This window comes from Paenibacillus sp. FW126-R14, from assembly GCF_058789495.1.
The window spans coordinates 94,989-116,992 of record NZ_JBYTBS010000012.1 but is presented as its reverse complement, the minus strand read 5'-3'; the positions used below and the strand labels follow the sequence as shown (position 1 = coordinate 116,992).

The 22,004-nt window shown below is 54.3% G+C and carries 13 protein-coding genes and 2 riboswitches; of the genes, 10 read left to right on the top strand and 3 right to left on the bottom strand.

What is annotated here, in order from left to right:
* The first annotated feature begins 52 nt into the window (after positions 1 to 52).
* The 5 genes from AC3WRW_RS11185 to AC3WRW_RS11165 all read left to right on the top strand — a co-directional run bounded on the left by AC3WRW_RS11185 (position 53) and on the right by AC3WRW_RS11165 (position 8,946).
* Positions 53 to 1,003 carry an ABC transporter permease gene (locus tag AC3WRW_RS11185; protein ID WP_492546394.1) on the top strand — a complete coding sequence of 317 codons (951 nt, stop codon included), beginning with the start codon at positions 53 to 55 and terminating at the stop codon, positions 1,001 to 1,003.
* Positions 1,004 to 1,018: 15 nt separating this feature from the next.
* A complete protein-coding gene (locus tag AC3WRW_RS11180; protein ID WP_492546393.1) occupies positions 1,019 to 1,942 on the top strand; it encodes a carbohydrate ABC transporter permease in 924 nt (307 codons plus the stop codon).
* Positions 1,943 to 2,006: 64 nt separating this feature from the next.
* Positions 2,007 to 3,653, top strand: a complete 1,647-nt coding sequence (locus AC3WRW_RS11175) for a type 2 periplasmic-binding domain-containing protein (protein ID WP_492546392.1) — start codon at positions 2,007 to 2,009, stop codon at positions 3,651 to 3,653.
* 58 nt (positions 3,654 to 3,711) lie between these two features.
* The gene (locus AC3WRW_RS11170) at positions 3,712 to 5,766 is read left to right on the top strand and encodes a family 20 glycosylhydrolase (protein ID WP_492546391.1); all 2,055 of its coding nucleotides are present in this window, start codon (positions 3,712 to 3,714) and stop codon (positions 5,764 to 5,766) included.
* Between the two features lie 42 nt (positions 5,767 to 5,808).
* Complete coding sequence (locus tag AC3WRW_RS11165) at positions 5,809 to 8,946, top strand: fibronectin type III domain-containing protein (RefSeq protein WP_492546390.1); 3,138 nt, start codon at positions 5,809 to 5,811, stop codon at positions 8,944 to 8,946.
* 188 nt (positions 8,947 to 9,134) lie between these two features.
* Here the strand turns inward: AC3WRW_RS11165 and AC3WRW_RS11160 are convergent, their stop codons facing one another.
* A complete protein-coding gene (locus tag AC3WRW_RS11160; RefSeq protein WP_492546389.1) occupies positions 9,135 to 10,112 on the bottom strand; it encodes an aldo/keto reductase in 978 nt (325 codons plus the stop codon).
* 270 nt (positions 10,113 to 10,382) lie between these two features.
* On the opposite strand from AC3WRW_RS11160, the gene AC3WRW_RS11155 reads away from it, so the two are divergent.
* Entirely contained in the window at positions 10,383 to 11,369 is a 987-nt protein-coding gene (locus tag AC3WRW_RS11155) for a Gfo/Idh/MocA family protein (RefSeq protein WP_492546388.1), read from the top strand.
* A gap of 50 nt (positions 11,370 to 11,419) precedes the next feature.
* Here the strand turns inward: AC3WRW_RS11155 and AC3WRW_RS11150 are convergent, their stop codons facing one another.
* A complete protein-coding gene (locus AC3WRW_RS11150) occupies positions 11,420 to 12,775 on the bottom strand; it encodes an APC family permease (protein WP_492546387.1) in 1,356 nt (451 codons plus the stop codon).
* An 88-nt stretch (positions 12,776 to 12,863) separates the two neighbouring features.
* Positions 12,864 to 12,967: riboswitch (guanidine-I (ykkC/yxkD leader) on the bottom strand.
* Positions 12,968 to 13,158: 191 nt separating this feature from the next.
* A riboswitch (guanidine-I (ykkC/yxkD leader) is annotated at positions 13,159 to 13,259 on the top strand.
* A gap of 72 nt (positions 13,260 to 13,331) precedes the next feature.
* Between AC3WRW_RS11150 and AC3WRW_RS11145 the strand changes: the two genes are divergently transcribed.
* Genes AC3WRW_RS11145 through atzF form a run of 4 tightly spaced genes read left to right on the top strand, consistent with a single transcriptional unit; the run spans position 13,332 to position 20,245 of the window.
* Positions 13,332 to 14,051 (top strand): urea amidolyase associated protein UAAP1, encoded by a 720-nt coding sequence (locus AC3WRW_RS11145; protein WP_492546386.1) that lies wholly within the window; start codon positions 13,332 to 13,334, stop codon positions 14,049 to 14,051.
* A 20-nt stretch (positions 14,052 to 14,071) separates the two neighbouring features.
* Positions 14,072 to 14,722 (top strand): urea amidolyase associated protein UAAP2, encoded by a 651-nt coding sequence (locus AC3WRW_RS11140; protein WP_492546385.1) that lies wholly within the window; start codon positions 14,072 to 14,074, stop codon positions 14,720 to 14,722.
* A gap of 23 nt (positions 14,723 to 14,745) precedes the next feature.
* Positions 14,746 to 18,366 carry an urea carboxylase gene (gene uca, locus AC3WRW_RS11135; protein ID WP_492546384.1) on the top strand — a complete coding sequence of 1,207 codons (3,621 nt, stop codon included), beginning with the start codon at positions 14,746 to 14,748 and terminating at the stop codon, positions 18,364 to 18,366.
* A gap of 16 nt (positions 18,367 to 18,382) precedes the next feature.
* Complete coding sequence (gene atzF / locus AC3WRW_RS11130; protein ID WP_492546383.1) at positions 18,383 to 20,245, top strand: allophanate hydrolase; 1,863 nt, start codon at positions 18,383 to 18,385, stop codon at positions 20,243 to 20,245.
* A gap of 671 nt (positions 20,246 to 20,916) precedes the next feature.
* Here atzF and AC3WRW_RS11125 read toward each other — a convergent pair.
* On the bottom strand, positions 20,917 to 21,324 hold the full coding sequence (locus tag AC3WRW_RS11125; RefSeq protein ID WP_492546382.1) for a DUF6855 family protein: 408 nt from the start codon (positions 21,322 to 21,324) through the stop codon (positions 20,917 to 20,919).
* Positions 21,325 to 22,004 lie beyond the last annotated feature (680 nt).

Sequence of the window (22,004 nt, the reverse complement as noted above, 5' to 3'; positions counted from 1 at the left end):
CATGGGATTAAGGAATTGTAAAGACATTAACCGAAATGCAAGGAGGGCTCGTATGGGAACCACAACGAAACTTGTCTTGAACGCGCGTGCGGGGAGGCAGTCCGGTCTGTGGAGAAGAATCGTTTTTCACAAATATTTTTACCTCATGGTGCTGCCCATCCTCGCCTGGTATATCGTGTTCTGCTATGTGCCGATGTACGGGTTGACGCTGGCATTCAAGACCTACAGCTTCAGCAAAGGCATTGGCGGGAGCCCTTGGGTCGGGCTGCAGAATTTTAAAGACATTCTGAACGACAGCCAGTATCTGATCTCGCTCAAGAATACAATCATCATATCCTTTGGCAAGCTGGTGTTTCACTTCCCGATTCCAATTATTCTGGCGCTGCTCCTGAATCAGATTGCCAGACAGCGGCTCAAGAAGCTGTACCAGACGGTGTTCACGTTTCCGCACTTTATCTCCTGGGTCGTGCTTGGCGGGATCGTGACCAACATGCTGGGTTCGCAGGGCGTTTACAATCAGATTCTTGGCCTGTTGGGGCTGGATCCTTCCTCGCCGCTGACGAATCCGGAGCTGTTCCGCTCTGTCGTATACATCACGCACATTTGGAAGGAAGTCGGCTGGGACTCCATCATTTATTTGGCAGCGCTCGCCGGCATTAACCCGGAGCTGTACGAGGCGGCTGAAATGGACGGCGCCAGCGAGTTCAAGAAGATTCTGCACGTTTCTTGGCCCGGCATCAAATCGACCGTAGCCATCCTGTTCATTCTCACTGTCGGCATGATGATGAACGTCAGCTTCGATCAAATCTACAACCTGTACAGCGCACCGGTGTATGAAGTCGGAGATACGGTGGACACGTACATCCTTCGATCCACGCTGTCCATGGGCAGCAGCTTCGGCCTGTTGGCCGCAGCCGGGTTCATCAAGTCCGTGCTCAGCATGCTGCTGCTGCTCACCGCCAACTTCGTCGTGAAGCGTTTTGGCGAGCAGGGGCTATTCTAAAAAGGGGGAGAGGCCGTGAATTCAACCGCATCCGCATCTGCAACCGCACCAGCGATCACGCCGTCGTCCGCCAGACCCAAGCTGTCTTGGCTCATCGTCATCCGGCATGTACTGCTCGCCGTGTTCGCAATCATTTCGTTATTTCCGTTCTATACCGTGCTCATTTCATCTTTCGCTTCTTTCGAGGCCATTACGAGCACCAAAGTGTACCTGCTGCCGACCTCGTTCGTGCTGACGAATTACAAAACGATTCTGAGCGAGGATCAGTTTTTCAACGCTTTAGGCGTTACGGTGTTTATCACCGTCGTCGGCGTGGCTGTCAATCTGTTTTTCTCGGTTACAGGCGCCTATGCCTTGTCCAAAAAGAACATGCCGGGACGCAATCTGTTCCTGACGCTCATTATTTTTACGATGTTTTTCAATGGCGGGCTGATTCCCTGGTATTTGCTCATCAAGGATATCGGATTAATCGATAATCTGTTTGCCATGATTTTGCCGGTCGCCATTAACACGTTCTATCTCATCATTATGAAAAATTACTTTAATAATCTGCCGGAAAGCCTGGAGGAATCCGCCAAGATGGACGGCGCCAACGACCTGTATATTTTGGTCAAAATCATTCTGCCGATCTCCGCGCCTTTCATCGCGACGTTCGCCTTGTTCTACGCCGTGGAGCGCTGGAACGAGTGGTACAATTCGCTGCTGTTCATTCATTCGCCGAGCAAAGTGCCTCTGCAGATTCTGCTGCGCGAGCTGCTGATCAATTTTAACACCGACATCGGCTCTATCGGCGCCGCCATTCGCGACAGCAAGAGCATTTACGTGCAAGGCGTGCAGATGGCCTCCGTCATCGTAACAAGCTTGCCGATCATTCTCGTCTACCCGTTTCTGCAAAAGCATTTTGCCAGCGGCATCATGGTCGGTTCCCTGAAAGAGTAGCCCAGGGGTGTCAAGGGGCTGTGCCAACGCACAGTTTTTCCATATAAAAAAGGAGGTCATGTTCATGAACATGTTCAAAAAAAGTGCAGCGACGTCAGTGCTTGCCGTCCTCGTTGCTGCATCGCTTACCGCTTGCAGCGCAGGTAACGCCCCTAAGGAATCGCCGAGCGCGGCGCCAACGGCAGGAACGGCGGCCAACACGCCGGAGGCGGCGGCAGATAAGTACAAAGATCCGGTCGAGCTTTCGCTCGCAATCTGGGATGTCGAATCGGGCCTTGCCAAGGCGAAGGATGATGCCCTTTACCAATTCCTTTCCAAGAAATTCAACGTCACCTTCAAGCCAGTGGGCATCACCTGGGACGATTACGCGCAAAAAATCAATCTATGGGCGGCTTCCGACTCCTTGCCGGACATCTTCTCCATCGACGCGATTGGCACGCCGACCTTCTACAACTGGGTGAATCAAGGCGTCGTCAAAGCGCTGCCGAAGGATCTCTCCGCCTACAAGAACCTGTCCAAATACCTCGATGTCGCCGACATTCAAGCGACCAAAATCAAAGGCCAGTTCTACGGCATCCCGAGACGGACGTATCCGTCGCTCGATTACAACGCGAATGACCGCGTCATTTTTTACCGTTGGGATTGGGCGCAGGCGGCTGGCGTGACGAAAGAGCCGGATACGTACGACGAGTTCAAGGATATGATGGTCAAAATCGTCAGCGCCAATCCGGAAGGGAAAAAGCCGGTTGGCTTAACCGGTCTGCCGAAGACGGCCCCTGACGTATTCTGGACGTACAGCAATCCGCTCGCGACATCGGACGGCAGCGGCGCCGATTCCAAATGGATCAAGGAAGACGGCAAGTTCATTCCAGCTGTCTTCAGCAAAACGTCCCTGCCAACGCTGAACATGGCCCGCGACTGGTTCAAATCCGGCATCGTCGACAAAGACTTGCCGCTGCTCAAAGGCGAGCAGCACTACGAGAAATTCGCTTCCGGCAAAGCGGCTGCCATCGTCGTAAGCGGCGGTTACATCAACGGCTACAAGAAAATTCAGAAGGACCGCTTCGAGAAAGTGTATCCGGACAAAAAGTTTACCGACGCCGTCAAAGCGCTCAAGCCGCTCGTCAGCGCCGATGGAAACCGGTACCATCCGGTATTTAAAACTTACTGGTCGGAAAGCTACTTCAACGCCAAAATGAGCGACAAGAAGCTGGAACGCGTGCTGGATCTGTACGATTACCTCCTGAGCGACGAAGGCAAACGCCTGGTCAGCTTCGGTCTTGAGAATGTCGATTACAAAATGGACGGCGCCAAAATTGTGCCGACGGATCCGAAAGTCGCGATCAGCGAAAAGTATCCGAGCACGCTCGTTTTCAACACCTTAGCTACTTGGGAAACACCTTACACGGTGGACGATCCGAACGATCAAAGCTGGGTGAACAAGGACCTCCAGAAGAATGCTATCGACTACATGAAATTCGTCAAAACGCAAACCAAAATTCCAAGCTTCTCGCCGGAACTGACGCTGGTTTCCACGCCGGCCAAAGACAAATTCTCCGTCATTAACTCGGATATGTTGATCAAAATTATGCTCGGCAGCGACAGCGTCGAGTCGATGTTCAATAAGGAAGTCGATGCCTATAAAGGCAAGGGTCTCGACAAGGTCGTGCAGGAAGTGAACGATAAAGCGCAGCAAATGGGCATTAAATAAGATGGGTGAACCGGCCGGCAATGAGATGCCGGCCGGACATGTATAAAGGAGGTGCGGCATGACAAGCTGCGAGAGTTGGCCCTTTTACCCGGAAGTGAAGCGGGTCGAGGGAGAAAGCGGAGCATTTCTTTTATCCCGTTCGGGATTGGTGCTGCATGCTGGCAAGGATGCGATACCGGCAGCGCGCCTGATGGCTGCGTATCTGGAGACGCGTTGCGGGCTTCAAGTGGAATTCCGGGAAGAAGGGGAGTCCCGGCTGCTGCTGACCGCTGTTCAGAATAGCGGTCAGCATATCTTCCCGGATGAGGCAGTTGGGCAGCCAAGTATGCCGGTTATGCCGGTTCCAGACCACGCCGATGGTTATGTCTGTTCGGTTAGGCCGAGTGGGATGAGCATTGGAGCGAATACGGCACGCGGTTTTCTTTACGGCTGGTTTACGCTGGAGCAGTGGCTGCAGGCGTGGATGAGAGCGGCTGGAGCCAGTGATAACGAGCAGCGTGAGATTCCTGCCGTTACGGTGCAGGATTGGCCGGATGTCGCCCTCCGTGGGCATCATCTGGATTTTAAAGGCAGCGTTCCCCGAATGCCTTATGTGCAAGAAACGATTGAACGCTTAGCCCGGCTAAAAATCAACACTCTTCTTATCGAATATGAAGATCAATTCCCCTATGCGGACATTCCGCACGTCCACCGGTCTGACGGTTATACCCGTGAAGAGATTGGGGCCCTGCTGCAAACCGCCGAGGCTTATGGCATGGACATCATTCCCGTCGTCCAGTGCATCGGTCATCTGGATTACGTGCTGGAGCATGAGGCGTATGCGCATCTGCGCGAAGACGGTCTGACTTTTCAATTCTGTCCGAGCCACCCCGAATCGCTGCAGCTGTTTGGGCGAATGGTCGATGAAGTCATTCGCATGCACCCGAACTCCCGGTATATCCATATCGGCGCCGACGAGGCGCTGGCCTTGGGATGTTGCAAGCGCTGCCAAAGCTGGCTGGAAGCGGAAGCCGGGCGATCCAAGGAGGATCTGTTTCTCGACTACGTGAAGCAGGCGGCGGCGTATGTGCTTCAGCAGGGCAGAACGCCGATCATGTGGGACGATATGTTTCATTCGGAGAAATGTCTGGATCGCATGAGCGAGCTGCCGCAAGGAACGGCGGTCAGCGCCTGGAGCTACTACGAAACAGGCCGCAGCAATTGGGTCTGGTGGGGCGGGCGGTACTACACCTCCAAGAGGTGGCTGGTGAAAGACCCCGGAAAAATCCCGCAGTCCTATTGGCTGGAGGATTTGCCCGAGGCGGAGCAGGAACTGATCCGCAAGTATTGGGATGAAGGCGAGTATCCGCTGTATGGCAGGCTGAATCTGCCTTGGATCGGCGCGTATCGGGAGCATGTCGGCGAGGTATTCGGCGTCTCCTGCGTGCGCGGAGCGGATCATACGAACCAATGGTTCGCGCAGCAGGAGGAGCGCGTGAGCAATGTCGCTTCCTGGGCGGTGGCTGCCCAAACGGGCGGTTTGAGCGGCGTCATAGCCTCCGCTTGGACGCGTTTCTACTCGATGTCACCCTCGATCGAGCCATGGGAAACCGGCTGGTACCCGCAGTGGGCGCATGCCGGCTGCGCCTGGCATACGGCGATGGCGCGGGACGATTTGGATGCGCGCTGGACGCAGCATTTTGCCGAAGGCGACGCCCGGCTGCTGCAGGCGCTGCGCTGGATCGATCAGGCGGCGGCTTCCCGCAAGCCGCAGTATGCGCAGGCGGCGCAGCGCCTGCTTGACGCATGCACCCCCGCGAGCGAGCCGCTTCTGCGGTATGTGCAAGGGCTTCGCCTCGCTGCGCAGCATGGCGAGCTGGCCCTGGAGCTGGAGACGGCGCTCCGGGACGTCGAGTGGAAGCTGTTTGGCGGCAGGAAGAAGCCGCTGGCCAGCGATGTTATTTTGCAGCGGGGTCAGAGAAAGCTGGCGGAGTGGCTGAATAAGGCGGAGCTGTGGGAGCGCGAGGCGATTCTTTGGTGCGAGCCTTGGATGCGCACGGCGGAGGCGGAGGAAATTGTGCTCACCAAGCTGCATCCGCTGAAGGTGCGGGCGGCAGCGGTGATGCCGCAGTAAGGCCCCGTCGGTTGGAATCGAAAGGAGGTGAGGCTCGGATACGTGTCAGCGAACGAACGGAAAGGTCAGGGAGGGTTACAGGAAGCTGCAGTCAAAGAAAGGACGGGAATCATGATGCGTCAAATGATGATCCAATGGGCCAAAGGTAAAAAAGTGAAATTCATGTCGCAAGTCTGCTCGCTCGTGCTGCTGTCATCGGCGGTCAGCGGCCTGTTCACGCACCATCAGGCACAAGCCTACGATTATTACGGGCATGAGAACACAGGGATTTTCAGAGAAGATTTTAACGGCAATACGCTGGATCCGAACAAATGGCTCATTGCCTCCAAGCAGTGGGGCGGTCTTAAAAACAACGGCGTCGTGCCGGAGAATGTGAAAGTGGAGAACGGCAATCTGATTCTGGAAGCGCATGGGGATTTGTACAATGGCCCGGTGAAGGGCTTGTATAAGCCGAACAAGAGCAAAGAAGACGTATCGCCGTACAATCTCGCCTACAATGTGGACACCGTTCAGCGGGGCAATAAGCGCGTTGGCGCCGCCATTGCCACGAAGGCGTATTTAGGCTCGGGCCGCTACACGATGCGGGCGAAAATCATTCCCGATCTCGGCGTCGCCTCCACGATGTGGAGTTTCCACTACCAGGAGTATTACGGCTCCGTGACCAACGGAGTGGCGAAGGGCGATCCGGAATATGTCCGTGCGTTTAAGGAAGGACGCTTGCAGCCGGTTGGCGGCGTGTATCCGGAATACTACGCATACAACCATGAAATTGACATTGAGCTTCCGGGCAGACCGGGCGGCGCACATACGGGACAGACGTACGACCGCGCGCTGCTCAATACGTTCACGGGAGAAGGCGACAACGAATATACGACGATCTATGCGAATCTGGCCGCCAAAGGCATCAACGTAGCGGACGGCAGCTATCATAATTTCGAATATCGCTGGCATACCGGCGGCAACGGGGAAACGCCTCGCGTCGACTATTATATCGACGATACCTACATCGCAACGAACACGTCGACGCTCCCGACCAATGCCGGACGGCTGTGGCTGGGCGTTTGGTTCCCGGATGCGTGGGCAGGGGCTTCCGCCAACTTTGATGTGAAGCAAATGGCGGTCGATTACTTTGAATTCGAGCCGTACCACGAGCCGAACGACACCTGGATGCCGGAAACGTTCCCGGACGACGGATGGGCGGATTCCGACTTCCGCCCGATGACGGCAGCTGCGATCAATACGCGTTGGGGCACGACAAAGGGCGAGTTCCGGGACAATTTTGACGGCAGCCGGCTCGATTCGAGCAAATGGAAAGTCGCCAAGAAGAACTGGGGCGGCCAATTGGGCAACTCCGGCGTGAACGGGCAAAGCTGGAACGGCGGCGTGCATCCGGACAACGTCAAGCTCGACGGCCAGGGCCACCTTGTGCTGGAGGCGCACGGCGATTACTATAACGGCTTGCCGCTGGGCATTAATGCGAAGGGCGTACCGCGCAATGACGGCAAACGGGTTGGGGCCGCCATTGCGACCTCGAACTATTACGGCTCCGGCGAGTACGAAGTCCGGATGAAAATCCCGAAAGTCATTGCCGGGTCTAATGGCGAAGGGCTGCCGCACGGCGCTGTACCGGCTATCTGGACGTTCCATTATCAGGAGATGGATGTCACCAGTCCGGAAGCCGTGCAGATGGGCGCCGATCCGAACGCAGACTACTGGGTGAGCAATAACGAGATCGATATGGAATTCCCGGGCCGTCCGGGGCCAACCCATACGGGCATGACCTTTAACAAAGCGTTATTCAACACGTGGCAGGGCGAAAACGATAACGAGTATCACACAAACTACACGGATCTGGGCATGAACGTGTCGGACGATCAATGGCATACGTATAAAATCATTTGGCAAATCGCCGACCCGGCGAACAATATCGCGCCTTATGTGAAGTTTATGGTGGATGGCGTCACCAAATATACGGCGACAGCAGGTGAATTCGTGCCAACCAAGCCGGGACGTCTCTGGCTCGGCTACTGGTTCCCGCGCAATTGGGGCGGCAAAGCGAACTTCGATAAAGCACAGCTGCTGATCGATTACGTGAACTTCAAGCCGTACAGCACTTCGGGTGCAGTGGCGCAGCAAGAATCGTATCCGATGGCGGGATGGGCAGCGAACGAGGAATATCCGGGCTACTGTATATTCCCGTGCAGCGCGCCGCAAACGGGAGATACCGTCCCGCCAACGGCACCTACCGGGGTCGCGTCTCCTGCGAAGACTTCAACCAGTGTAAGCCTTGCCTGGACGGCTTCGACGGATAATGTTGGCGTAACCGGCTATGACGTGTACGTGAACAATACCTACAACAGCACCGTAACGGGCACATCGGCTCAGATTACCGGCTTGACGCCAAGCACAGCGTACAGCTTCACGGTGAAAGCCAAAGATGCCGCCGGCAACGTGTCCCCGGCGAGCAGCGCACTCAACGTCACAACCGATGCCGCTGCGCCAGATACGCAAGCACCGACGCCGCCGACGAATCTCGCGTCGCCATCCAAAACATCAACCAGCATCAACCTGTCGTGGACAGCTTCGACGGATAACGTTGGCGTCGTTTCCTACGATGTGTATATGAACAACAGTTTGTACAGTACTGTGCCGGGAATAACGACGTCGATTACGGGCTTGACGCCTGCGACAGCGTATACCTTCTATGTAAAAGCCAAGGACGCGGCCGGCAATGTTTCACTAGCAAGCAGTGTGCTTAATGTAACGACAAACAGCGCTGTAACGAACTTATTACTGAACGGAGATTTTAGTTCAGGTCTCGTCAGCAGCTCGACGCAAGGCTGGAAGAACAATCAAACGGGCGCAGCTGACGTCACTGGCGGCACGCTGAACTTGCATCCAAGCCAGATGGACATTGCCGAGGTAGAGCAAGTCGTCAGCGTAACCCCGAGCCAAGCGTATAAGCTCACAGGCAGCATATGGAGCACGGGCGATCCGACGTACGGCTACGTGTACATCTATGATGGCTCGCAGATTATTGCGCAAGATTTTACAAACAGCAGCAAAACGCTGAATCTCACCTTCACGCCGACCGGCAATCAGCTTCGCGTCGTACTGCAGGCTTACAAGCAGCAGACGGGTATAATTCACTTTGACGATCTGAGCCTGACCGTAAATTAAACGAATCGGAATAGGGGCCATGCTTGCATCGCCTCTATTTCTGCATTCCCAGTTAAGACATACGCATAGCGATGTATTGAATGCAATCAAAAAGAAAACCCTGGCCGTCGGCCAGGGTTTGTCTATAATTCAATCATGCTTCACAGGATCGGCCAATACGGCCAATTCCAGTGCCGAATCATCCTGTTTTACCAGGCGTAAGCTTCCGGAGCTGGTTTACCAGGGCCTGGGAAAATGTCATCCAACTTTTTCAAAGTTTCTTCGCTTAGCGTGACTTCAGGGACGCGTAAGGAATCTTGAAGCTGCTCAATCGTTCTCGGCCCGATAATCGGCGAGGTAACGGCCGAATGAGACAATACCCAAGCCAGGGCGACAACGTCTTCTTTTTCACCGATCTCTTTGCAGAGCGCTGCAAATTGCTCCAATTGGCTCCGGTGCTTCTCAACCCGCTCGGCGGAACGCGCACTGCGCGCGCCCGTACCGGCCAAGGCGTTGCGGCCTAGCAATCCGCCTGCAAGCGGACTCCACGGAATGACGCCAAGGCCGAGCTTCTCCGAAGCGGGAAGCACTTCCAGCTCCGGCAATCTGGCCAGTAAATTGTACATGTGCTGCTCGGAGACCAGACCTAGGAAGTGGCGGGCTTTGGCCTCGGCTTGGGCGCATGCGATATGCCAGCCTGCAAAATTGCTGGAGCCGATATAGTCAACGGTCCCTTGATTGACCGCGGATTCGAACACTCCCCACAACTCATCCCAGCTCACGTTGCGGTCGATATGATGCATTTGATACAGTTCTATATGATCTGTTTGCAATCGCTTGAGCGATGCTTCCAGATGACGCCTGATTTTGTAGGCGGATAATCCTCGTTCCGCATTCGGCCCGTCATGGGAATCGTTCATGTCTCCATAGACTTTTGTCGCCAGAATGACTTTCTCTCTGCGGCCTCCGCCTTGTTTAAACCAGCGTCCGATTATTTCTTCCGTCCAGCCTCTTTTTTCCACGCCACCGTAAACGTTAGCTGTATCAAAAAAATTGATTCCCGCGTCTAATGCGGCATCCATGATTCTAAAAGCTTCTTTTTCCTCCGTTTCCGGTCCAAAATTCATCGTTCCTAAACAGAGCTGGCTGACCTTTAATCCGGATTTCCCTAAATACGAATACTTCATGCTTCATCCTCCCACATTCCTCTTGATATTAGTAAATACTAATTTTTATGAAGACTTGTACGTGATGACATTTTATATTCTATAGAAGTTTCTATGTCCTTGAAAGTAGTGAAATTGTTGAAAGTTGATGAGTTATACGTAACCTTCTATAGATAAAGTTACTAGCTAACCATCTCATCCTATGTGCAAAAATCCCAAGCCCAGCCTTTATCAACCCTCTCAAATCAGGTATAGTAAAAAGAACCAAAACCTAACAACAAAGGAGACACTATGATACGTTTTGCCGTAATAGGAACCAACTGGATTACAGAAGAGTTCATCCACGCAGCCCGCGAGACGGGGGAATTCGCTTTAACGGCGGTGTATTCACGCACAGAAGAGAAGGCAGCGGAATTCGTGAACAAATTCGAAGCTCCGCACAGGTTTACGGATCTGGATGCCTTCGCGCAAAGCGATGCTTTCGATGCGGTCTACATCGCGAGTCCGAACTCGCTGCACGCCCAGTATGCGGTTCACTGCATGAACCACGGGAAGCATGTGCTTTGCGAGAAGCCGGCAGCTTCCAATACGGCTGAGCTGACCGAGATGATTGAGGCTGCGCGCAGCAACAAGGTTGTGTTCATGGAGGCGCTCAAATCCACGCTCATGCCGAACTTCAAAGCCATTCAAGAGAATATTCATAAACTTGGTAAAATCCGCCGTTATTTTGCAAGCTACTGCCAATATTCCTCGCGCTATGATGCCTATAAGCAGGGTACGGTGCTGAATGCGTTCAATCCCGTTTTTTCCAACGGCTCCTTGATGGACCTTGGTGTGTACGGCATTTATCCGCTAGCGGTATTGTTCGGAAGCCCGGATCGCGTGCAGGCAAGCGGCATGCTGCTGGAGTCCGGCGTTGACGGGGAAGGCAGTCTTCTGCTGAGCTACAAAGAAATGGATGCGGTCATTATGCATTCCAAAATCGCAAGCTCCTATTTGCCGGCGGAAATCCAGGGCGAGCACGCAACGATGGTCATTGATAAAATCAACCAGCCGGAAAAAGTGGAAATCCGCTACCGGGACGGCTCTGTGGAAAATCTGACGCGTGAGCAAAGCGCAAGAACGATGCGTTACGAAGCGGAGGAGTTCATCCGCCTGATCCAAAACGGAGCGTCAGAGTCCGAAACGAACTCTCATGCCAATTCCAGCATCGCAATGGCGATTATGGACGAGGCCAGAAAACAGATGGGGCTTGTATTCCCCGCCGACCGCAAATAAATAAACCGGGCGATGATCAGGAGACGGTCCTGAGTTCGCTCGGTTTTTTCTTATTCAATAGTACCGGAGGCACGCATGGGTTTATGAGGGATAGACCTAGGGGTGAGTACGGTTCCAGTTCCAGAGCTGGCTTTTCTCCGGATCAGATGATACATAATTCCGATCATGAGCCACACGCCGCCCATCCATAAGGCGTCCCCATCAAGCAGCGACAGCAAATAGCCAATGAAGCCGGCTCCCGCAAGCGGAAGCGCCAGATACAAGAAGGTATATTTCACGGAACGCTGCTTTTCTTTGATGTACTTTTGTGCAATGACGGAGATGTTCACGAAGAAGAAGGCTGTCAGTGCCCCGAAATTGACGAATTTGACCGCATTGTCCAAGGAGATTACGAGTGCCAGCAGGGAGACGCAGCTGACGATCGCGATGTTGATGACCGGCGTGTTGAACTTCGGATGCAGAAAGGCAAACACCCGTTTAGGCAGGATGGAATCGCGTCCCATCACATAGAGAAGGCGGGAAACGCTCGTTACGGATGATAAGCCTTGGGTGAAAATAGCGAGTATGAGCACGGTAATAAACACGGAGCTAAGCGCAGCTCCGCCTACAAGCTTCACGATCTCGAAGCCGGCGGAATCCACGTTGACGAAGGTGAGGTGCGGATAAATGAGCTGGGTCAGAACGGACGGCACCAAGTAAAGGATGCTGGCCGTAATAATGATAATCATGATAGCCCGAGGGATCGTTTTCTTGGAGTTTACCGTTTCTTCGGACATGGTGGTAACCGTATCAAAGCCTAAGAAGGAGAAGCAAATCATCGAAGCTCCGGCCAAAATCGCGGAGAACGGCACTTCATTTTGCATGAAAACTCCCATAGGATGAACGTCTCCCGTCAAATTGCGGGCAAGGAAGAAGCAGAAAACGGCAATAAACAGGATTTGAATCCAGACGAACAGTTTGCTGATATTGGCTGAAAATTGAATGCCGATCATATTGACGGCGCCAAGGACGATATTGAGTCCAATGATCCAGACGTAAGCCGGAATGGAGGGGAACTGCGCATGCAGATAGATGCCAAAGGTAAGACAAGCGATGATCGGGGAGAAAAAGTAATCCAGCAGCAGCGCCCAGCCGACGAGGAAGCCAAGGTAGGGGTGGATGCTTTTTTGCGTATAGGTGTAGGCGGAGCCCGATGTAGGAAAAGATTTAGACATGACGCCATAGCTGTACGCCGTGAAAAATATAGCGATGAAAGCCAGCAAGTAAGCCTGGGCCAGCATGCCATGGGCATTCTCGTAGGCTATTCCATAGATGGAGAAATAAATCATAGGCGTCATCCACGCAAGCCCCATGTAGACGACTTGAAACAGACTTAAGGATTTCCGCAGCGAGACTTCGTTTGTCATGATGGTAACACTCCTTTGTGTGGTTCTGCGATCAAGCGGAAGGGTGATGATAAGCAAAAAAGCCAAGGAGATATCTCATGAACAGATATCCTCCCGGGCTTTTGTCCCTCCGTGAACACAGGGTGAGCTGTGCGTTTTCTCTCGGACCAGACTGAGGCTTAAGGCGCTCACGGAACCCTAGAAAACATGTATGTTATGAATTGTTACTTAAATACGCGTTTATAAACGAATTTCTTATGAAATGTTATCCGCCTTACTTTTGTGTAAGTTAATATAACATAATAAAAGCAGTGTGAGAAGAGTTTTGCAAGAAAAATGAAAAAATGATAGAAGTTATTGACATATTCATCGAAGCAATGTTATGTTTATTAACATAAACGAATACGATTGTTTACTAGGGTTCCGCCGGCGTATGACCGGGCTGGTCCGAGAGTAAACCGTTCCTGTTCTAGGAGCGACACGGAAGGATAAAAACCTGGGAGATATCACCAAGACAATTTATGTCTTGTGATGTCTCCCTTTTTGTTTAACCAGAACACAGGAGGAGATGGTTGCGATGGCACATGTGTGGAGCAAGACGATAGGTCCGGGAGACAAGTGGTCGGGCGTGGTTGGCAAAGGGAAATTGATCAGGTTTACGGCGCTGGAAGCTGGCGCGAATGTGTCTGTCCAATTGTTCCATGCGAGGGATTTGACGGAGCGCTACAATATGCCGGATACGCTTAAGGCGCAGTATACCGCCCATTTGACGCGAGGGCATGTGCTCATGAGCGACAACGGAAGAGTGCTCACGAGCATCGTGGAGGATAGTCTAGGCTGGCATGATCCTCTTGGCGGATACACAAGCCGTGCAGGGACCGATGCCAAATATGGCCCGACCACGTATCAGGAACTGCGCAATGAGCGGCTGCGGAGCGGGCAGGAGAACTTTGCCGTAGAGCTTGTCCGTAACGGGCTGAGCATGCGCGATATGATGCCTGTTCTCAACTTGTTCTCGAAAGTGTTTTGCGATGAAAAGGGCGAGATGCATTTCAGCCCGGGCCACTGCCCGGCTGGGGCGAGCGTTGCGCTGCGGACAGAGTTGGATACGTTGTTGGTGCTGTCGAATACGCCTAATCCGTTAGATCCCAGAATTTCATACCCATCCGTATCGGTCAAAATGGAGGTGCTTCAGGCTGAGCCTGTAGGCGAGGATGATGTTTGTGTCAATTATCGCCCGGAGAACCGCCGCGCTTTTGAAAATACATGGGAATACCACACTTTGCTTGGACATTAAAACGATGAGGAGGAATGGAGATGGCTGTATTTAATCGGGTGGAAAGCCCTCGGAGCGTCGAGGATGCCATTTATAGCGAAATCATTCAAGCGGGGGACGGTTGGATGCGCATGCTGAAGCCGGGTCAAGTGCTGCGCATTGTCGATCTGGAGGGGAACCAAGCGGCGGATACGCTGTTTTACGATGGGGATCATCCGGAGGATCATTACAGCGCTGTGGCGACGATTGCAGGCCAAGGCAATATTTATTTGAGCACAGGCTCGGTGCTGCGCGCGGAGTCCGGCAAGGAGCTGCTCCGAATCGTAGCGGATACGTGCGGCCGGCATGACACCGTCGGAGGCTCGTGCTCCGCTCAAAGCAATACGGTGCGTTATTCGCACGACAAGCTGTCGATGCACAACTGCCGGGATACCTTCATGCTGCAGCTCGCACAGCACGGCGGGGCTTATACGAAGCGGGATTTGGCGCCGAATATCAACTTTTTTATGAATGTGCCGGTAACGGCGGAAGGCGGTTTGAAGTTCGATGACGGCGTTTCCGCGCCCGGCTGCTACGTGGAAGTTCAGTCACTGGGCAACTCCATGGTGCTCATCAGCAACTGTCCGCAGCTCAACAATCCCTGCAATGCATACAATCCAACGCCGATTCAAGTGCTTATTTGGGAGAAATAGAAATTCAAAGGGGTGTGGATACGATGTTTACGAAAGTACTTATCGCTAATCGCGGTGCTATTGCTGTGCGCATTGAGCGTACGCTGCGCAAGCTCGGTGTGGCTTCCGTTGCCGTGTATACAGGGGCAGACCAAGACAGCCTGCATGTCGACGGAGCGGATGAAGCGGTTCTGATCGGCGAGGGGCCGGCTGCGGAAAGCTATTTGAATGCTGAGCTGATTTTGAAAACAGCGCTGGAAACCGGCGCGGAGGCGATTCATCCCGGTTACGGATTTCTGAGCGAAAATGCCGGCTTTGCCCGCGCTTGCAGAGAGCATGGCATTGTGTTTATCGGGCCAACGCCGGAACAAATGGAATGCTTCGGACTCAAGCACTCCGCTCGTGAAATAGCGGAGAAAGCCGGAGTGCCGATGCTGCCGGGAACGCCGCTCCTTACAGAGCTGGAGGTTGCCCTTGCAGAGGCTGCGCGGATCGGCTATCCGGTTATTCTCAAAAGCACGGCGGGAGGCGGCGGTATTGGCATGCGCGTCTGTGCGGATGAGGCGGCTTTAACAGCCGCTTTCGACGGTGTGCGTCATTTGGCGGAGACGAATTTCAAAAACGGCGGCATGTTCCTTGAAAAATATATCGCCAGGGCGCGCCATGTCGAGGTGCAAATTTTCGGCAACGATTTCGGGGAAATCGTTACGCTCGGTGAGCGCGATTGTTCCATTCAACGCCGCAACCAGAAGGTCATTGAGGAAAGCCCAGCTCCCAATTTGTCGGATGACGTGCGTGAGAGGATGTTCGCCTCAGCGAAGCGTCTGGCGGCTGAAGTGGGCTACCGCAGCGCAGGGACGGTGGAATATTTGTATGATCCGGACACGTGCGAGTTCTACTTCTTGGAAGTGAACACGAGACTTCAGGTCGAGCATGGCGTGACGGAGGAAGTGCTCGGTATTGATCTAGTCGAGTGGATGGTGCGCGAAGCGGCGAACGAGCTGACGGACATCCAATCGCTCATTCGCAGGCCGATCGGTCACAGTATGCAAGCGCGGATCTACGCGGAGGATTGCCTTCAGCAGTTCCGTCCGAGTGCGGGCCAGCTGGATCGTGCGGTATTTGCGAGCGGGGCGCGCAATGAAACATGGGTGCGGGACGGCTTGACGGTCACGACCTTGTATGATCCGATGCTGGCGAAAATTATTGTCCACGGGACAGACCGTATGGACGCTATCCGGAAGCTGATCGATGCGCTGTCCGAGACGCGTATGTATGGCATCACGACGAACCTGTCCTATCTGCAGGCGCTTTTAGGAGAGCGGGATTGTGTGGACGGGAATGTCTTCACGCAACTGCTCCGCACGTTCGAGCCTGATGAACGCGCGCTGGAAGTCATAGATGGCGGCATTCAAACGACCGTGCAGGATTACCCCGGTCGCATCCGCCACTGGGATGTGGGCGTGCCGCCGTGCGGACCGATGGACCCGTTCTCGTTCCGGATCGGCAACAAGCTGCTCGGCAATGCGGATGACGCCCCCGGGCTTGAAATGACGCTGCGCGGAGGCTCCTACAAGTTCCGCAGCGATTTGTGGTTCTGCGTCACCGGTGCGGATATGCAAGCCGAGTTGGATGGAGCCGCCATTCCGCTGTATAAGCCGGTATTTGCGGCTCGCGGGCAAGTGCTGAGCTTCGGTGAAGCCAAAGAAGGCATGCGGACTTACTTATCGGTCAGCGGCGGCTTCGATATGCCGAAGATTCTCGGCAGCTCCTCTACCTTCACGTTGGGCGGCTTCGGCGGACACGGCGGCCGTGCGCTGCGAACCGGCGATGTGCTTGGCGTGAACGCCGGCGGCAGCCCGGTGCAGGATGGGGCGGAGCTCACCGTCCTGCACCGTCCTGCAATGACGCGGGAGTGGACGATTGGCGTCATCCCCGGACCGCATTGTACGGGAGAATTCCTGCGTGCGGAGTATTTGGAGCAGTTGACGGCAACGAGCTGGGAAGTGCATTTTAACTCCTCAAGGACGGGGGTTCGCTTGAAAGGGCCTGCGCCATTATGGACGCGGGAAGACGGGGGAGAAGCGGGGCTGCATCCCTCCAATATTCACGATAACGCTTATGCGATTGGAACGCTGGATTTGACGGGGGATATGCCGATCCTGCTCGGGCCGGACGGTCCCAGTCTTGGCGGTTTCGTTTGTCCGGTGACGACGGCATCGGCGGAGTTTTGGAAGCTGGGCCAGCTGCATCCCGGCGATACAGTTCGCTTTCACCTGCTGACGCTTCAGGAGGCGGAGGCTCTGCGTGAAGTGCAGGAACGGAATTTGTTGGCGATCGGCGAGGGTGACTTTGGGCGGCTGACTCCCTGTGCGCTTCCCGCAGTTCATGAAGCGATCACACCGGAATACCCTCTCTTGTTCCATGAAGCGGCAGGTCGCAGATTCCCGATTGCGATTCGCTGCTGCGGCGACCAGAACTTGCTTGTGGAATATGGTGAGCTCGAGTTGGATTTGCTGCTGCGCTTCCAAGTGCAAGCTTTGATGCAGGCGATCGTGGAAAATGGCGAGATACCGGTGTTGGATTTGACGCCTGGTATCCGTTCGCTGCAAATCCATATCGATCCTGCTCAAATCACAGTCAGCGAGGCGTGCGCCAAAGTCGCAGCAATCGACGCAGCCCTGCCGCCGCTCGAACAATTCCGTGTGCCATCGCGCATCGTGCGGCTGCCGCTTTCCTGGGATGATCCGGCGACACAGCTGGCGATTCAGCGCTATCAGCAAGGGGTGCGGCCAGATGCTCCTTGGTGTCCGAGCAACCTGGAATTTATTCGGCGCATTAACGGATTAGGTTCGATTAATGATGTTAAGCAGATTGTTTTTGACGCTAAGTATTTGGTGCTTGGATTAGGGGATGTGTATTTAGGCGCTCCGGTTGCAACGCCTGTTGATCCGCGGCACCGCTTGGTAACGACGAAATATAACCCGGCTCGTACATGGACACCGGAAAATGCCGTTGGCATCGGCGGGGCTTACATGTGTGTATACGGCATGGAGGGACCGGGGGGCTATCAGTTTGTCGGACGAACGATTCAGATGTGGAATCGGCTGCGGTCTACGGGGAGTTTCAAGGCAGGCAAGCCGTGGTTGCTGAGATTTTTCGACCAAATCCAGTTCTATGAAGTGAGCGCAGAGGAGCTGCTTCAACTGCGGGAAGACTTCCCGCGCGGCCGTTATGAAGCGGAAATTCGGGAGACGACCTTTGATTTAGGCGAATATGTGCAGTTCCTGAGTTCTATTGAAGAAAGTGCCGAGACGTTCCGCAAGCAGCAGCAAACAGCGTTCAGCGAAGAGCGGGAGAGTTGGAAGGCGAAAGGCCTAGCGGAGTATGTGTCCGAACAAGAAACGGCAAGCGAGCAGCCGGAAGATGAACTGCCGGCAGGCACAATCCCTGTGCGCGGAATTATGCCGGGAAGCGTGTGGAAAGTACTCGTGTCGCCGGGCGAGCAAGTGAAGAAAGGCGATCCATTGGCGATTCTTGAAAGTATGAAAATGGAGTTCCCGCAGCATGCTCCCTGCGACGGTTATGTTTCTATGATCCGCGTGAAGCCGGGTGATCAAGTTCATGCAGGGCAGCTGATTCTTGGCATTGCCCAATCTGCTTAAGGAGAGGTGTTCGCAAATGACAATAGCCGAAAATAGGGGACTGGGGAAAGCTGCCGATGTAAGGCTGCCTTTGGAGCTGACGATTTCTTGGCTGAAGGATCAATATGCAAAGGGGGCGTTGACGCCGCAAGAGGTGATCGCGGCAATTGTGCAGCGGGCGGCGGATGACGCGGACATGAATATTTGGATTATGCCGCCTTCCATGACGCTCATTCAGCCTTATTTGGACGCGTTGGCTGGGTTGAATCCGGCGGATGCGCCGCTGTGGGGGATTCCTTTTGCGATCAAGGATAACATTGATCTGGCCGGGGTGCCGACGACGGCAGGCTGCGCGGAGTATGCTTATACCCCTACGGAGCACGCAGGCGTGGTGGAAAGATTGATTGCCGCAGGAGCGATTCCGCTCGGCAAAACGAATTTGGACCAATTCGCGACGGGACTCGTCGGGGCGAGAAGCCCTTACGGCGACACGTACAACGCGCTGCGCCCGGAGCTGATCAGCGGCGGCTCCAGCTCGGGCTCGGCTGTCGCCGTGGCTCGCGGCCAAGCGGCTTTCTCGCTTGGCACGGACACAGCGGGCTCGGGGCGCGTGCCGGCCGCTTTGAACGGGCTGGTTGGCTATAAGCCGAGTCTCGGCGCCTGGCCAACCAAGGGGGTAGTGCCTGCCTGTGCGAGTTTAGACTGTGTAACCGTCTTTACGCACAGATTGGAGGACACGCTCGCCGTAGACGGCGTGGCTCGCGGTCCGCACACGGACGACCCGTGGTCGCGGCGTGTGGGCAGAGGAGCCTCCCGGCTGCCGCAGATCCTGCTGCTGCCGGATGGCCCGCTCTCGTTCTACGGCCCTTATGCTGCAGAGTACGAAGCAGCATGGGAAAGAGCCGTCGAGGAGCTGAAAAGATTAAATTTCCCAATCGCCTACGTAGATGTTAAAATGTTCGCTCAAGCAGCGGCGATTCTATATGAGGGTCCTTGGGTAGCTGAACGTTGGGCAGCCCTGGGGGGCTTTATTGAAGCGAATCCGGGTGCTGCTTATCCGGTGACGGAGAAGATTCTGCGCTCAGGCTCATCTGCCGAGTATGATGCGGCATCGGTGTTCCAAGCGATGCACCGGCTGCAGCGGTTCAAGCTGGAAGCCCGCAAGCTGCTGCAGGGTGCGGTGCTTGCCATGCCAACCTGCGGGGGGACATGGACCCGCGAGCAGGTGCTGGCTGAACCGATTGCGACCAATCGGGATATGGGCCGCTACACCAACCATTGCAATCTGCTGGATTGGTGCGCGGTTGCCTTGCCGACGGGGGATGCGGCTCCGCGCACGCCTTTTGGCATTACCCTCTTCGGGATTGCCGAAGAGGAGAGCTTGATCTGCGGCGCAGCAGAGCTGATCGTGGCGGGCGCGAGCGCTGTAGGCGAGGCTGCCAGCGCTCGTGAGGGCGCATCGTCGGCGGGCAGCGATGCGGGAGCAAGTGCAGTAGGAGCGGCGGCGACGCTCGTTGCGGTTTGCGGCTTGCACATGCGCGGCTACCCGCTGGAGAAGCAGATGCTAGGCTGTGGAGCGCGGTTCATCCGGGAGGATGTAACCGCGGCGAAGTACAGCCTCGTGAAGCTGCCGACCACGCCAGCGAAGCCGGGGCTCGTGAAGCAGGCGCAGGGCGGCGCCGCGATCGCCCTGGAGGTTTGGGAGATGCCGCTGCAGGCATTCGGCGGCTTTGCGGCGGAGATCCCGGCACCGCTCGGGATCGGCAAGGTCGAGCTCCGGGACGGCACGGAGGTCCCGGGTTTTGTTTGCGAGGCTTACGCGGCCGAGGGCGCGGAAGACGTGACGGCGCTTGGCGGCTGGCGTCAGGTAGTGCCTTTGCCGTTGCCCGCGGATGAGTGAGCGGGGTGACGAGGGTTGATGTCCTCCTCGCTGTGTAGGTCATTATCGGACCCCAAAGCCGTTATTTTCAGTTTCGGCACATTTTAAGAAGCTAACGGACTGTGAAGCCGTTACTTGCTGATTTATCGCTGCAGGGCTGTAATTCAAGCCAAATAACGGCATGTGAGTCCGTCACAGTTTATTCCACGCATAAAAGTGTCCAATAGAAGCATCTCAGTCCGTTAGCGCTGAAAACATCAATTCCCACGAATGGCCGTGTAGAGCAGTAGGTAGAAGTTAGCGTCATAAAAACAAGCTTATGTGAGGGGATCGGTTATAAATCCAGGGGTTGGATGCTGAGAAGTCGCTTTTCAGTGTTAAAGTGGGCGGGACAGAGCAGCAAGTAGAAGTTAGCGTCATAAAACAAGCTTAAGTGAGGGGATAAGCGATAAATCCCAGGGGTTGGATGCTGGGAAGTCGCTTTTCAGCGCTAAAGTAGGCGGACAGAGCAGCAAGTAGAAGTTTGCGTCATTAAAACAAGCTTAAGTATGAGGGGAGTTACTCTATATAAAGGAGCGGAACCTGAAAATAAGCCCACCCAGCCGAAATAGCTGCCTATGTTTCCCCTTATCTCTTAGGGGAAATATAGGCAGCAGTTGTCTCGACAGCTTTGGTTCTGTCCGACACTCAAGTTAAATAGCGCGCATACGGTTATTCCTCGGGTTATGCTCAACTTCAGCAAGTCCCAATACTTCCAAGAGTGGTGGAACGTACATGCCGAAACGGCCGCGGAAGCCTTTTTTCAAGCCGTACCAACCGCCGATGGGATTTTCGGGGGAACGTCCCCAGGCTTCGACAGTGCCTTCTTTTGCGGGTTTTTGCTCATCGGCGCTGCCGAGTTCCAGCCAATCGCCATGCTGTTTGAGCATGTTATGCAAATCTTCAATACAGCGATAGTCATAATGAAGAATTGTTTTCCCTACGGTGCAAACAAGGATGGCTTTGCCGTCTTTTTCAGCTTGATACATTTCATAGTCCGAGGTTTGAGGCGGCGTCTTTAATTTCCATGGATTTTCTTTTGTTCCTAGTTCAGTTGACATGTGTTAGCTCCTTTTGTTTCTTTTTAGCTCATGAGTACAGAATAACACATCTAGGAGAGGGAGATTCAAACTGAATTGTTGAGATCATTGGAAAACCTTAAGTTTACGTTAAATTAAGGAGTCTCTTTGTCACCTCATTCCTCACTTACCCAACGTCGTTCGACCCTCTTTCCTCCTTCATTCCTGGCTAACCCAACGCTCGTTCGAGCCCTTTCCTCCTTCACTCCTCCCTCATCCAACGCTTACCTGCGGTTCTCCCTCATTCGATGCTCATTTCTCCTTGATCCCACGCTCATTGTATCCTCATTCCTCACTCATTCGCCTCTCGTTCCTCCCTCATTCGATGCTCTTTTCTCCTTCTTTTCTCCATCATCCCTCGCTCACCCCACCTCATTCGCCCCTTCTTGCCGCCTTATTCCTCCTCTCCAAGCCACCCTCGCGCCTTCCTCATTGCTCCCTCACTCATCCGTCCCTCAATCATTCCCACCAACGCCCTCACCCTCCCTCTTTTTCACCTGCTATTCACACCTCCCACGCACTTATCCACAAAACTACCCACAGTATTAACATGTCCACAATTCACGGTGTGCATAAGGTTTTATGCATCTTGTACACATATCCACAATTGAAGTTGTCCACATGGTGATAGGCACGCGGACCATATGGTGCTAGAATGTTCT

What these genes read in the sequence shown, in the direction of transcription:
- AC3WRW_RS11170 (WP_492546391.1), top strand. Translation starts at nt 3,712, where the DNA reads ATGACAAGCTGCGAGAGTTGGCCCTTTTACCCGGAAGTGAAGCGGGTC.
- AC3WRW_RS11125 (WP_492546382.1), bottom strand. Translation starts at nt 21,324, where the DNA reads ATGTCAACTGAACTAGGAACAAAAGAAAATCCATGGAAATTAAAGACG.
- atzF (WP_492546383.1), top strand. Translation starts at nt 18,383, where the DNA reads ATGACAATAGCCGAAAATAGGGGACTGGGGAAAGCTGCCGATGTAAGG.
- uca (WP_492546384.1), top strand. Translation starts at nt 14,746, where the DNA reads ATGTTTACGAAAGTACTTATCGCTAATCGCGGTGCTATTGCTGTGCGC.
- AC3WRW_RS11140 (WP_492546385.1), top strand. Translation starts at nt 14,072, where the DNA reads ATGGCTGTATTTAATCGGGTGGAAAGCCCTCGGAGCGTCGAGGATGCC.
- AC3WRW_RS11150 (WP_492546387.1), bottom strand. Translation starts at nt 12,775, where the DNA reads ATGACAAACGAAGTCTCGCTGCGGAAATCCTTAAGTCTGTTTCAAGTC.
- AC3WRW_RS11160 (WP_492546389.1), bottom strand. Translation starts at nt 10,112, where the DNA reads ATGAAGTATTCGTATTTAGGGAAATCCGGATTAAAGGTCAGCCAGCTC.
- AC3WRW_RS11145 (WP_492546386.1), top strand. Translation starts at nt 13,332, where the DNA reads ATGGCACATGTGTGGAGCAAGACGATAGGTCCGGGAGACAAGTGGTCG.
- AC3WRW_RS11155 (WP_492546388.1), top strand. Translation starts at nt 10,383, where the DNA reads ATGATACGTTTTGCCGTAATAGGAACCAACTGGATTACAGAAGAGTTC.
- AC3WRW_RS11175 (WP_492546392.1), top strand. Translation starts at nt 2,007, where the DNA reads ATGAACATGTTCAAAAAAAGTGCAGCGACGTCAGTGCTTGCCGTCCTC.
- AC3WRW_RS11185 (WP_492546394.1), top strand. Translation starts at nt 53, where the DNA reads ATGGGAACCACAACGAAACTTGTCTTGAACGCGCGTGCGGGGAGGCAG.